The sequence below is a fragment of the Ureibacillus xyleni genome, from assembly GCF_900217795.1.
GTDB classification, from domain to species: domain Bacteria; phylum Bacillota; class Bacilli; order Bacillales_A; family Planococcaceae; genus Ureibacillus; species Ureibacillus xyleni.
The window spans coordinates 122,616-136,008 of the sequence record NZ_OBMQ01000003.1; the positions used below are offsets into that span (position 1 = coordinate 122,616).

Here is a 13,393-nt window from a genome sequence, read left to right on the forward strand (position 1 = left end):
TTTATTCTTCAAGTTCGAACACTTTTGTAAATAACTCATTACCACTATCTGTATACCCAGTTACGGTCCACTTTCCTGATTCAAAACCTACTACCACATAACTTTTATCGCTAATTCCTCGGGGCTTCAGTAGGCTACCTGGATTCACAAATAAAATATTATCGACAAGCTCAGCACCTAAGACATGTGAATGACCGAAAAAGGCTGCATCTGCTCCGAGTTCTTTTGAGCGATATAATAAATTCATTGTTGTTGATTTTACGTTTAGCAAATGCCCGTGAGCTACAAAAATGTTTAATCCATTGATTTCAAACAGTTCTTCTTCTGGGAATCTTGAATCACGATCGCAATTGCCGCGTACTTTTTTTACTTCGGCTAAATACGGATGATCAAAAGGTAATTCACTGTCGCCACAGTGTATGATTGCATCCACATTCATATGCTGATCACGCACACGTTTGATTACTTCTGCATCTCCATGGGTATCACTCATGACTAAAAGTTTCAACACCCATCCCCCCCTTTTAAACATTTACAAAAAGTGATTATTTCAATAAAGTTGGCAACTGATCGGCTAACTTACGAATTGCATTGCCTCGGTGTGAAATCGCTCCTTTTTCTTCTGGAGATAACTCTGCCATTGATCGACCTAGCTCTGGTACGAAGAAAATTGGATCGTAACCAAATCCGTTTGTTCCTCTTTTCTCATGTAGGATTACGCCTTCACATGTTCCAAATACAGTATATGTTTTCATATTTGGTCCTGCAATGGCTAGAGCACAACAAAAACGGGCTGTACGCTTTTCATCCGGTACATCTTGCATGTTTTCGAGTACCTTTACAATATTCGCTTCATCGTCATGGTCTCCTGCATAACGGGCTGAATAAACGCCAGGTTTACCTCCTAATGCATCAATCGCTAGTCCACTATCATCGGCAATAACAAGTGTACCAAGTGCATTTGCTAACGTTTCTGCCTTTAATTCAGCATTTTCTTCAAAAGTTGTTCCTGTTTCTTCAATTTCCATGTCTGGTGCAACGTCAAACATTGTTACTACTTCATAACCTAGAGGAGTAAATAATGCTTCAAAATCTTTTGCTTTTCCTTTGTTTTTTGTTGCAATTACTACTTGTTTCATTTAAGCTTCCTCCTTCATAGAACGGACAAGATTTGCTGCTTCTCCAAGCACTTCCTTTTGGATTGCAATAAGCTCCTGAATGCCGTTCTCTCCTAAAGATAGCAATGTGTTTAACTCATCACGTGAAAATGTTGCTTCTTCCCCAGTGCCTTGAATTTCTACAAAACGCCCCTCACCTGTCATGACAAGGTTCATATCAACTGCCGCTGCCACATCTTCTACATAGTTTAAATCGACAACTGCGCCAATTTCTTCGAGAATGCCAACACTCGTTGCGGCTAAAAAGTCTACAATTGGGAACTTTGCAAAAGGTTTTACTTCATTGTATTTTGCTAAGGCTTGTGTTAACGCAACAAAGGCACCTGTAATTGATGCTGTGCGTGTTCCACCGTCAGCTTGGATAACGTCACAATCAATCCAAACTGTTTTTTCACCTAATGCTTCTAAATCAACTATTGCACGTAAAGCTCGTCCAATTAAACGCTGAATTTCCATTGTACGGCCGTTAATTTTACCACGTGATGCATCGCGTTGAGTACGTTCTGCCGTTGCTCTAGGTAGCATTGAATACTCTGCTGTAATCCATCCTTTTCCCTGCCCTCTTAAAAAGCCAGGTACTCTGTCTTCGATTGTTGCTGTACAAATTACTTTTGTATTCCCTACTTCAATTAATACAGAGCCTTCAGGATGCATTAAATAATTTGTTTCCAGTTGTATTGGTCTTAATTGTTCGATCGCTCGTCCATCATGTCTTGTCATAAAAGTCCTCCTTGTTACTCGCGTCAATCTTATCATAAAAAATTTTTTCGTACCACGTTCATTCGAAAAGCAGCTTTGAAGTCACTTACTACATGATTCTAGCATTCACATAATAGTTTAAATGTAAAAACAGGTATTCAAACGATTTTCTTGTTTGAATACCTGCACATTATAGTTTTATACGTCGAATATCCAAATCATTTTTTGATAGCCAGTTTTTTGCAATTGTTCGGAATATCGGAACAGAACCAGTTGCATAGAAAATGTGATGCGGTTCATCCATACTCGTGTTTAATTTTTGCTCATAGGCTAGTAGCTCTTTCACTTCTTTTGCTGTTTCTTCAGCTGAAGAGAGGACAAAAACATCTGGTCCTACTACCTTCTCAATATGATGTTGGATGATTGGATAATGTGTACAACCTAAAATCACTGTATCAAACTTTTTATCTTTGAGCGGTTTTAATCCTTTTGCTACAAGGTCGAATGCAAATTGTCCCTCATATTCTCCACTCTCTACTAATGGAACGAATGTTGGACATGCAAGAGGAATTATTTTCGCCTTCGTACTTAAAGAAAGCAGTGCACTTTCATATGCTCCACTTTTAATTGTTCCTTCTGTTGCAAGAACAACAATTTCGTTTTTCTTTGTTTTTTTCTCTGCAGCACGTGCACCAGCATTGATTACACCGATAACAGGAATCGACAAGTGTTTTTGTAAACTTTCTAATGCTACTGCCGTTGCTGTATTACATGCGATGACTAACATTTTAATGTTCATTTTCACTAATGCGTTCGCCATTTGCCATGTAAATTTTAATACTTCCTGTCGATTTCTTGGCCCATAAGGACACCTTGCAGTATCACCAATATAATAAATAGTTTCCTTTGGTAAAACTTTTATTATTTGTTTAGCGACTGTTAATCCGCCAACACCTGAATCAATAACGCCTATCGGGGCATTCACTAAAACCGCCTCAATCCTCTTCCATTTGTAAATGTAGTTTGTGTAATAATTTTGATAATGTTTCAACTTCTTCTTTATCAAAATCCACTAATAATTCGTGGAGGTAATTTTGTCGTTTTTTAATTACTTCCTCAATTATTCGTTCGCCTTCTTTTAACAAATGAATGTGTACCACACGACGGTCTTGTTCATCCCGAATACGCACAACTAATTCATTTTTTTCCATACGATCAACTAAATCTGTTGTCGTACTGAAAGCTAAATACATTTTATTCGATAATTCCCCAATTGTCATATCGCCCGATTCGTGTAACCATTGTAGCGCGATAAATTGTGGAGGTGTAATCGTAAAATCACTTAAAATTTCTCGTCCTTTTTGTTTTATCAAATGTGATGTATAACGAAGTTCTTTTTCTAAAAAAGCTACTGTTTCATTGCTATGCTTTTCAATATCACTCATTTAGTGCATTCACTCCTCAAGAATCAATCCTTGTATAGCATAATCCGAATTATATATTATAACAGACTTCTGCTTTTTGGTGTTAATTCTATTTTGAAGTGTTTTTTATGAAATAGCAAGCATCCATTCAATGTAGCGATAATTCATCTAGCCTTAATAATTCGATTAATGCTTGTGATCTGCTGGATACGCCCAGTTTTTGAATCGTGTTTGAAATATGATTACGCACCGTTTTTTCGCTTATGCCCAACTTTTGCGAAATATCTTTCGTGGAATAATCAAGTATTAATAACTGGAATATTTCCCGTTCTCTTTTCGTCAAAAGTGAACGATGCTGCGGGCTATTCATAAGGCAACACCCTCCTATCTCCTCTTCTATGTAAAGTATGTCAAGAGATGAAAGGCTGTGAGGGCATTTTCACTATTTCCCATGCAATATCTGTTTTTCTTTTTCATTCCAAGGTGTTGCTTTACCAGTAAGTTTATCAATCTGAACAACTGTTCCCCTACCAGTAAAACAGATTTCGTCATTTTCATTTTTTGCTAAATAGTGAAGATCGATTGAGGTAGTTCCAATATGAGCCGCCTTTACATAGATTCGAAGAGTTTCATCGAAGTACACTTGTTTTAAATAATCACATTGTAAATTAGCCACAACTGGAATTTTCGTTATTTCTTCTGTCGTCCAATTCGTCATGAAACCGAGATGTTTTAAATATTCAATACGGGCAAATTCAAAATAAGCAAATGGTACCGTATTGTTCAAATGTCCAAACATATCTGTTTCAGAAAATCTAACCTTTACTTCAGTAAAAAATTCAAATTCTTCTACCCATGTTTTCAAATCTTGAATATAATTTGCTCTCATTCAATAACCCCTCCCAATAATCTCCTTAGCCCATTAAAAATGAATAATGGTTCATTGTATTATATCAGAAGTGTTATAGTTTTCGAAAGCAAAGACAATGTGACCCATCTTTTTGGACATAATCAATTCGATTGGTAATAATCCCTTTGTGACTTCTATCTATATTATGCAAACAATAAAAAAAGGGTATCTAAAAGTCTTATTAAATGACTTAGATACCCTAAAATATTGAAGAACTAAAATTATATCAATATATTAGTCAACCATATGATCTGAACCGAAGAAGTTACGGAACATTTGTACAGTAGTTGAACGGTTAAGTGATGCAATTGAAGTAGTTAATGGAATACCTTTTGGACATGCAGCAACACAGTTTTGAGAGTTACCACAGTTTGCAAGGCCACCATCGCCCATAATTGCTTCTAAACGCTCGTCCTTATTCATAGCACCTGTTGGATGTGTGTTGAATAGACGTACTTGTGATAATGGTGCTGGTCCGATGAATGAAGATTTTTCAGACACGTTTGGACACGCTTCCATACATACACCACAAGTCATACATTTAGATAATTCGTAAGCCCATTGACGTTTGCGCTCTGGTAAACGTGGACCTTCGCCTAAATCGTAACTTCCGTCGATTGGAACCCATGCTTTTACTTTTTTAAGTGCGTTGAACATACGGCTACGGTCAACTTGTAAGTCACGTACCACTGGGAAAGTTCTCATTGGCTCAAGACGAATTGGTTGTTCTAATTGATCGATTAATGTAGAACATGATTGACGTGGACGACCATTAATAACCATTGAACAAGCTCCACATACTTCTTCAAGACAGTTCATATCCCAAGTTACAGGTGAAGTTTTTTGACCTTCAGCTGTGACAGGGTTTTGTTGAATAAACATTAATGCTGAGATAACGTTCATACCAGGACGGTACGGTACTTCGAATTTTTCCCAACGTGTAGAACCGTTTGCATTGTCTTGACGTTGAATTTCGAGTTTAACCGTTCTGCCAGTAGTTTCTACGGCTGTTGTCATGATTAATGACCTCCTTATTAATTTGAAGAGTAGTCACGTTTACGTGGAGGAATAAGTGAAACGTCTACTTCTTGGTAGCTAATTTCAGGTTCGCCTGTTACAGGGTTGAATTTAGCCATTGTTGTTTTTAAGAAGTTTTCATCGTCACGCTCAGGGAAATCCGGTTTGTAGTGAGCTCCACGAGATTCGTTACGTAAAAGTGCACCCTTAGTAATAACACGTGCAAGGTATAACATATTTTTCAACTGACGAGTAAAGTGAGCACCTTGGTTACTCCATTTTTGCGTGTCGTTGATATTGATGTTTTCCCAACGTTGTAACATTTCAGTTAGTTTGTTATAAGTAGCTTCAAGACGATCGTTGTAACGTACAACTGTTACGTTATCAGTCATCAATTCACCAAGTTCTTTGTGCAGTAAGTATGCGTTTTCAGTTCCATCCATTTTAAGAATTGCATCCCATTTTTCTTGCTCTTCTTTAACGCGAGCATCGAATAGAGATTGTGGAAGATCTTCAGCACGTTTCTTTAAGCCTTTTACATATTTCACTGCGTTTGGACCTGCTACGCTACCACCGTAGATTGCAGATAATAATGAGTTAGCTCCAAGACGGTTTGCACCATGTTGTGAGTAATCACATTCACCAGCTGCAAATAGACCAGGAATTTCTGTCATTTGGTCATAATCTACCCATAATCCCCCCATTGAGTAGTGAACTGCTGGGAAGATTTTCATTGGTAATTTACGTGGGTCATCACCTACGAATTTTTCATAGATTTCGATGATACCACCTAATTTAATATCTAATTCATGTGGATCTTTATGAGAAAGGTCAAGGTATACTACGTTCTCACCGTTAACACCTAATTTTTGATTTACACAAACGTCAAAAATTTCACGTGTTGCGATGTCACGAGGTACTAAGTTTCCGTAAGCTGGGTATTTTTCTTCTAAGAAGTACCATGGCTTACCGTCTTTATAAGTCCAAACTCGTCCACCTTCACCACGAGCAGATTCTGACATTAGACGGTTTTTGTCGTCTCCAGGAATCGCTGTTGGGTGAATTTGAATCATTTCACCGTTTGAATATGTAGCACCTTGTTGGTAAACAATAGATGCTGCAGAACCAGTGTTAATAATTGAGTTTGTAGATTTACCAAAGATAATACCAGGACCACCTGTTGCCATAATTACAGCATCAGAACGGAAAGATTGGATTTCTTCAGTTTGCATATCTTGAGCTACGATACCACGGCAGTGACCTTCGTCGTCTAAAACAACGCCAAGGAACTCCCAGTGTTCGTATTTCGTTACTAAACCATCAACTTCATAACGACGAACTTGCTCATCAAGTGCGTATAGTAATTGTTGACCAGTTGTTGCACCAGAGAATGCTGTACGGTGCATTAATGTACCACCGAAACGACGGAAGTCAATTAAACCTTCTGGAGTACGGTTGAACATAACTCCCATACGGTCAAATAAATGGATGATACCAGGAGCGGCATCACACATTGCTTTTACTGGTGGTTGGTTCGCTAAGAAGTCCCCACCATAAACAGTATCATCAAAGTGGATCCATGGAGAATCCCCTTCACCTTTTGTATTTACAGCACCATTAATACCGCCTTGCGCACATACAGAGTGTGAACGTTTAACGGGTACTAATGAGAATAATTCAACTTCAGTGCCTTCTTCAGCAGCTTTCATCGTAGCCATTAAGCCGGCTAAACCGCCACCTACGACGATGATTTTGCTTTTCGCCATGATTATTCCTCACTCCTCATTTTTGCTAAGAACTATCTGATGTTCTATTTTGTAATTACACGAATGCTAGAATTGCAGCAACTCCAACGATACTTAATAGTACGAAGAATACCATTGTAACATATGAAGCGATTTTTTGTGATTTTGATGATTGAGTAATACCCCAGCTTACTAGGAATGACCAAATACCATTTGATAAGTGGAAAGTAGCTGATAAAATACCCACGATGTAGAATGCTAACATCCATGGATTAGCAACGATTTCTTCCATCATACTGAATTCAACTTCAGCACCAAGCGCTTTTTGAATACGAGTTTGGAAGATGTGCCAAGCGATGAAAATTACAAGGAATACTCCTGTGAAACGTTGAATTGCAAACATCCAGTTACGGAATGTACCAAAGCGTTTCACGTTATGTGTGGCAGTAAAGGCGATAAAAATACCATACAGACCATGGAATAAGATTGGTATGTAGATTACTACCCATTCAACAATTAACAATAGCCAATGTGGAACTAATTCCATCATTCCTGTTGCATTGTTGTAAGATTCTTCACCAGCAGTAGCAGTGAAGTTCAGCGATAAGTGGAACACTAAGAACAGACCTACAGGAATAATACCTAGTAGAGAATGTAAGCGTCGCCAGTAAAACTCTCGATTTTTCGACAAGACTGTTACCCCCCTTAGTACTTTAAATACTGTAGCCAATAAAGTCACGATTTTGTAAACGTTCTTACATTGACTGCGTATTTCATCATGGTACAATATTATGACATGTCCATTGTACTCTCAGAAACCAACACCGTCAAGGTTACTTGGAATTTTTTAATCTACCTAAAAAAGAAGAAATTTGCTATTACGGAGCTTAATTTTCTGAAAAATACCTTTATTTTCTATATCACATAGAAAAATAATTAAATTCATGAAAGAAGGAATTTTAGATGACATCACTTCACGACAAAACTGTTCCTGCATTCGGATATGAACTAATAAGAGACTACATACTTCCTACTATCTTGGGAAAACATGAAAAAGATGTCCTCTACTGGGCTGGAAAAGATTTAGCTAGAAAGTTTCCATGTACGGATCTTCAACTCATTATTTCGTTCTTTCAAGATGCTGGTTGGGGTACTCTCATGGTTGAGAAAGAAGAAAAAGATGGGTACATTCTTACTTTAACAAACGAAGCACATTTATTAAATATTGAAAATCGGACATTTCGTCTAGAAGCTGGATTTATAGCTGAACAAATCCAAACAATCCAAGGCTGTATTACAGAATGCTATGATGAAAAAAGAGAAAAACAACACCAAATTATGTTTACTGTAAAATGGGACCATAAGGAAAAACTAGGGCAATAATTAATTTCTTCCATTATATATAGAAAAGGTGTTTCCAAAATCGGAAACACCTTTTTTTAAGTTCATTATTTTACAATTTCCTCAACTAAATTAAACTCATCGTGTAAGGCATTTGCTGCTTTAACCATATCATCCTGTGGCACTACAACAGATACTTTAATCTCTGAAGTGCTCACCATTTTAACTAAGATGTTTTCCTTACGTAAGCGATCAAACATGCGAGCGGCAACTCCAGGATTCGAAACCATACCAGCCCCAACAATGGATACCTTTGATAGCCCTACTTCAAAATCTGCAAAGCTAAATCCTAAATTTGCTTTATTTTTCTCAAGTACTTTAATTGCCTCTGCAAAATCTTCTTTATCGATAGAGAAGGACACAGTTGGTTTTACACCGTCAATTACTGCTTGTACAATAATGTCGACATCGATATTGTTATTGGCAAGAGTTGAAAAAATACTCGCTAAAGAAGAATGTTCATATGAATCGTATCCCACTGTTAAACGAATAATTTCTGCTTCATATGCAACTCCACGAACAACTAGGTTTTTTTCCATGTCAACCTCTCCTTTTATCAATGTACCTTGAGTTTCTGTACTTGAACGAACGACTAATGGTAATTCATAAATTTTTGCAAGTTCAACTGCTCTTGGATGTACAGTCTGTGAACCTAAATGAGCTAATTCTAACATCTCATCATAGGTAATTTGTTTTAGTCTCCTTGCACCTTCAACTACTGTTGGATCCGCTGTATAAATTCCGTTTTGTACTGTAAAAATTTCAATGTGCTCGGCATTTAAGGCAACTCCAATTGCTACTGCAGTTGTATCAGCCCCGCCATCACCAAGAGTTAAAATATTATTCTTTTCATCAACGCCTTGTGACCCAGCAACAATGACGATTTCTCCTTTTTTAAGTCGATCAATGATTCGTTCTTTATTGATATTGTTTATAAGAACGCTTTCATTGTTTTCAATAGTTTCAATACCAGCCTGCCAACCTGTTAATGAAATGGCTTTAAATCCTTTTTTCTGTATCGCGATGGCTAAAAGGCTACTAGCAATTTGGGCGTTAGTCGATTCAATCACATGCAACTCTCGTTTTGATGGTTTGTCTGAAAGGAGACTTGCGATTTGAAGATTTTTATCTTCTAATAACTCCCTATTTGGAACGACAACGATAACATTGCGCCCTCTTTTCTTTTCATCAATAATGCGTTTTGCAATTTGTTCAATTTTTTCAGTTGATGATAGTGAGGAGCTATCAATTTTTATTACGATGCTGACCATTTCTACCCTCTCCTTTTTACCAGGTTATCTATAAAAAAGGGCAACCTCTCACGAATCGTGAAAAGCTGCCCCACCATACATCATGCAAGAAAGTATATGAACTGAGATAGCCCTCCAGAATCACGTTTGATTCTGACAATCTTACATTTATTCAATGCAAAACCAGCAAGTAAACCGAACAATTTGTTCACCGCTTCGGCAAGTTACCCTTTCGCAAGTCTTCATTGGAATTGTTCTTCCTTCAACAAGTTACTATTGAACCTTGCACCTCTACCATTCTATTAAATTTTCATGTGCTTACAATATCATACAATTATTCCTTTGGCAATGTATCTTTATGGAAATACTGGTAGATTGCTTGCGCTGTATTACTCGGAATTTGTGCTTCCATTAATTCTTCAACCGTGGATTCTTTTATTTTTTTAATTGAACCAAAATGCTTTAATAATTGTTGCTTTCTTTTTGGACCAATACCCTCTATTTGATCAAGGACCGATTGAATTGCATTCGTTTGATGTTGTTGACGCAAAAACGTAATGGCAAAACGATGCACTTCATCCTGAATTCTTTGTAGTAAATAAAAGCCGTCACTAGTTCGTTTCATTTCAATCGGAACAGGTGGATCGCCGAATAATAACTGGGATGTATTATGTTTTTCATCTTTCGCTAATCCAGCAATTGGTATGTAGAGTCCGAGTTCATCTTCTACTACCTCCCGAGCCACTTCCATTTGTCCTTTACCACCGTCAATGATAATTAAATCAGGTAAAGGTAAATTTTCTTTTAGAACTCTTGTGTATCTACGTCGAATCACTTCCTGCATGGCACCATAATCATCATGTTTTGCCGCTTCTCGAAGTTTATATTTTCTATATTCCTTTTTAGCAGGTTTCCCGTCAATAAATACAACCATGGCTGATACTGCATCGGCTCCATGCATGTGGCTATTATCAAAGGCTTCAATTCGAAGTGGTGATGCAATATTCATGGCCTCACCCAGTTCCTCACATGCTCCGACAGTACGCTCTTCTTGACGTTCAATTAGTTGGAATTTTTCATGTAGAGCAATTTGTGCATTTTTCATAGCTAAATCAACTAAATCCTTTTTCTGCCCACGTTTAGGAATGACCACTTTAATGTCCAACAATTTTTCTAAAATGGTTTCGTCAATATTATTTGGAATAAACATTTCTTTAGGTTTGATATGTTCAGGTATATCGTAAAAACGTCCAATAAAAGTTAAAAACTCTTCATCTGGATCTTGGTGTATCGGGAAAATCGAAACATCTCTTTCGATTAGTTTCCCTTGTCGGACAAAGAAGACTTGAACACACATCCAGCCTTTTTCTACAGCAAAACCAAACACATCCCGGTTTGATAAATCCTTTGAAACGATTTTTTGTTTTTGCATAATTGTTTCGATATGAGCGATTTGATCACGATATTCTTTTGCCCGTTCAAATTCCAGACTTTCAGCAGCTTCTAACATTTTCTTTTCTAAATTTTCTTTAACTTCTTCATAGCCGCCACTTAAAAATTTAGAAATTTCTTCAATCATCTCATCATAAACTTTTGGCTCTATTTCCTTTACACAAGGAGCTAAACATTGTCCGAGATGGTAATACAAACATACTCGGTCAGGGAGTTTTGCACATTTACGAAGAGGATAGATTCGATCTAACAATTTTCTCGTTTCATTAGCAGCAAACGCATTTGGATACGGACCAAAATATTTCGCCTTATCCTTTTTCACTTTCCGAGTTGTTAAGATGCGCGGATACTTTTCATTTGTTATTTTGATATAAGGATACGTTTTATCATCCTTAAGCATGATATTGTATTTGGGGTCATGCAGTTTGATTAAGTTTAATTCTAAAATTAACGCCTCTAAATTACTTGAAGTGACGATATATTCAAAGTCCTCAATTTCACTAACTAATCGTTGGGTCTTGCCATCATGAGTACCGGTAAAGTAAGAACGAACACGGTTTTTTAATATTTTGGCCTTCCCAACATAAATAATCGTTCCTTGACGATCTTTCATTAAATAACAACCAGGCTCATCTGGTAATATTGCTAATTTATTTTGAATGTTTTCATTCATACATATCACCTTTAACTTTTCGATATCTTTATTATAAAAGATAAAGCAAATAAATTGGCGTAAAAAGCAAATATCTTTCGCTTATAAGCAAATAAATCCAGCGCAAAAGCAAATAATAAAAAAACTGAGCACAATATGTACTCAGTTTGAAAAGTCGAATTATTTATAGTTGTTAATGAACTCAGCTAATGCTTCTTTTGGTTGGAATCCAACAGTTTTTCCAACTTGTTGACCATCTTTAAATAATAATAAAGTTGGAATTGACATTACTTGATATTCTGCAGCTGTTGCTTGGTTATTATCAACGTCTAATTTGACGATTTTTACTTGATCTCCCATTTCACTATCAAGTTCTTCTAAAACTGGTGCAATCATTTTACAAGGTCCACACCATGTAGCCCAGAAGTCTACTAAAACTAAACCTTTTTCGATTTGTTGAGCGAAATCTTGATCTGTTGCGTGTGTAATTGCCATATAAATAGCCTCCTTAATCTAACATCAAATGTAGTATAGCATGATTTTCCAAAGAAGAAATAATATTTTGCTTACTGTATGTATTATGGCGATTTTAGGATTCTTTATTACTTATAACAACCATAGAAAAAATCTGCAATTCTTAAAAAAATTGCAGATTCTTATACATTATGAATTTATTTTTAAAGCTTTAAATTCTTCAATCAATAATGGTATAACTTCGAATAAGTCTCCAACAATTCCATAGTCAGCCACTTTGAAAATATTTGCTTCTGGGTCTTTATTAATTGCAACGATTACTTTTGAGTTGGACATACCAGCTAAATGTTGGATTGCTCCAGAAATCCCCGCTGCAATATAAAGGTCAGGCGTTACTACTTTCCCAGTTTGACCAATTTGAAGTGAGTAGTCACAGTATTCTGCATCACAAGCTCCACGTGAAGCACCAACTGCTCCACCAAGTAAGTTTGCAAGTTCTTTTAATGGTTCAAAACCGTCTTCAGATTTCACACCACGTCCACCTGCAACAATTACTTTTGCTTCTGATAAGTCCACACCTGTTGATGCTTTACGTACTACTTCTTTAATGATTGTACGTAAATTTTGAATGTCGACTGATAATTCTACAACTTCACCAGCACGGTTTGAATCTTGTTCAATCGGTGCGATGTTATTTGGGCGAATCGTTACAAAAACGACTCCATCTTTAATTTTTACTTTTTCAAATGCTTTACCAGAATAGATTGGGCGGATGAATAATGCATCATCACCAGTACATTCAATTTCTGTTACATCGGAAATTAATCCGCTTTGTAGTCTTGAAGCAATTTTTGGTGATAAATCTTTTCCTAAAGAAGTATGACCAAGAACAATCGCGTCTGGTTTCACTTGATCATTAATTGCAAGTACTGCTTGGCTATAACCATCAGACGTATATGATTTTAAATGAGGATGTTGTACTACGACAACACGGTCTGCCCCATATTCTATTAAGTTCCCAGCAAGTTGAGCGACTTGATCGCCAATTAGAGCGCCTACAACTTCGCCGCCATCTGCAATTTTCTTTGCTGCTGCAATTGCTTCAAAAGAAACATTTCGTAAAGCCCCATCACGTACTTCGCCTAACACTAAAACTTTCTTTGCCATATATAAATCCCTCCGTTACCCTTA

Annotated in this window: 15 protein-coding genes and 1 riboswitch; of the genes, 1 reads left to right on the top strand and 14 read right to left on the bottom strand. The window is 36.9% G+C overall.

Annotated elements, in window-relative coordinates; all coding sequences use genetic code 11:
• Position 1: 1 nt before the first annotated feature.
• The 10 genes from CRO00_RS06175 to CRO00_RS06220 form a co-directional block, all read right to left on the bottom strand.
• Positions 2–511 (bottom strand): metallophosphoesterase, encoded by a 510-nt coding sequence (locus CRO00_RS06175; RefSeq protein ID WP_337189407.1) that lies wholly within the window; start codon positions 509–511, stop codon positions 2–4.
• A gap of 34 nt (positions 512–545) precedes the next feature.
• Positions 546–1,139: an XTP/dITP diphosphatase gene (locus tag CRO00_RS06180; RefSeq protein ID WP_097072805.1), complete on the bottom strand. Its 594-nt coding sequence runs from the start codon at positions 1,137–1,139 to the stop codon at positions 546–548.
• On the bottom strand, positions 1,140–1,898 hold the full coding sequence (gene rph, locus CRO00_RS06185; RefSeq protein WP_097072806.1) for a ribonuclease PH: 759 nt from the start codon (positions 1,896–1,898) through the stop codon (positions 1,140–1,142).
• A 169-nt stretch (positions 1,899–2,067) separates the two neighbouring features.
• Entirely contained in the window at positions 2,068–2,862 is a 795-nt protein-coding gene (racE, locus tag CRO00_RS06190; protein WP_097072807.1) for a glutamate racemase, read from the bottom strand.
• Between the two features lie 10 nt (positions 2,863–2,872).
• Positions 2,873–3,322: a MarR family winged helix-turn-helix transcriptional regulator gene (locus CRO00_RS06195; protein ID WP_097072808.1), complete on the bottom strand. Its 450-nt coding sequence runs from the start codon at positions 3,320–3,322 to the stop codon at positions 2,873–2,875.
• 127 nt (positions 3,323–3,449) lie between these two features.
• Positions 3,450–3,671, bottom strand: a complete 222-nt coding sequence (locus CRO00_RS06200; protein ID WP_097072809.1) for a helix-turn-helix domain-containing protein — start codon at positions 3,669–3,671, stop codon at positions 3,450–3,452.
• 72 nt (positions 3,672–3,743) lie between these two features.
• Positions 3,744–4,190 carry an acyl-CoA thioesterase gene (locus tag CRO00_RS06205; RefSeq protein WP_097072810.1) on the bottom strand — a complete coding sequence of 149 codons (447 nt, stop codon included), beginning with the start codon at positions 4,188–4,190 and terminating at the stop codon, positions 3,744–3,746.
• A gap of 255 nt (positions 4,191–4,445) precedes the next feature.
• The gene (gene sdhB, locus CRO00_RS06210; RefSeq protein WP_097072811.1) at positions 4,446–5,228 is read right to left on the bottom strand and encodes a succinate dehydrogenase iron-sulfur subunit; all 783 of its coding nucleotides are present in this window, start codon (positions 5,226–5,228) and stop codon (positions 4,446–4,448) included.
• 17 nt (positions 5,229–5,245) lie between these two features.
• Positions 5,246–6,994: a succinate dehydrogenase flavoprotein subunit gene (sdhA, locus tag CRO00_RS06215; RefSeq protein WP_097072812.1), complete on the bottom strand. Its 1,749-nt coding sequence runs from the start codon at positions 6,992–6,994 to the stop codon at positions 5,246–5,248.
• A 55-nt stretch (positions 6,995–7,049) separates the two neighbouring features.
• Entirely contained in the window at positions 7,050–7,664 is a 615-nt protein-coding gene (locus tag CRO00_RS06220; RefSeq protein WP_097072813.1) for a succinate dehydrogenase cytochrome b558 subunit, read from the bottom strand.
• Positions 7,665–7,936: 272 nt separating this feature from the next.
• Between CRO00_RS06220 and CRO00_RS06225 the strand changes: the two genes are divergently transcribed.
• Positions 7,937–8,356: a YslB family protein gene (locus tag CRO00_RS06225; RefSeq protein WP_097072814.1), complete on the top strand. Its 420-nt coding sequence runs from the start codon at positions 7,937–7,939 to the stop codon at positions 8,354–8,356.
• A gap of 65 nt (positions 8,357–8,421) precedes the next feature.
• On the opposite strand, the gene CRO00_RS06230 is transcribed toward CRO00_RS06225, so the two are convergent.
• The 4 genes from CRO00_RS06230 to CRO00_RS06245 all read right to left on the bottom strand — a co-directional run bounded on the left by CRO00_RS06230 (position 8,422) and on the right by CRO00_RS06245 (position 13,369).
• Positions 8,422–9,645, bottom strand: coding sequence for an aspartate kinase (locus CRO00_RS06230; RefSeq protein ID WP_097072815.1), 1,224 nt, complete (start codon positions 9,643–9,645; stop codon positions 8,422–8,424).
• A gap of 99 nt (positions 9,646–9,744) precedes the next feature.
• A riboswitch (Lysine riboswitch) is annotated at positions 9,745–9,926 on the bottom strand.
• A 32-nt stretch (positions 9,927–9,958) separates the two neighbouring features.
• Positions 9,959–11,749 carry an excinuclease ABC subunit UvrC gene (gene uvrC / locus CRO00_RS06235; RefSeq protein WP_097072816.1) on the bottom strand — a complete coding sequence of 597 codons (1,791 nt, stop codon included), beginning with the start codon at positions 11,747–11,749 and terminating at the stop codon, positions 9,959–9,961.
• Positions 11,750–11,908: 159 nt separating this feature from the next.
• Positions 11,909–12,223: a thioredoxin gene (trxA, locus tag CRO00_RS06240; RefSeq protein WP_097072817.1), complete on the bottom strand. Its 315-nt coding sequence runs from the start codon at positions 12,221–12,223 to the stop codon at positions 11,909–11,911.
• Between the two features lie 168 nt (positions 12,224–12,391).
• The gene (locus CRO00_RS06245) at positions 12,392–13,369 is read right to left on the bottom strand and encodes an electron transfer flavoprotein subunit alpha/FixB family protein (RefSeq protein WP_097072818.1); all 978 of its coding nucleotides are present in this window, start codon (positions 13,367–13,369) and stop codon (positions 12,392–12,394) included.
• Positions 13,370–13,393: the final 24 nt, after the last annotated feature.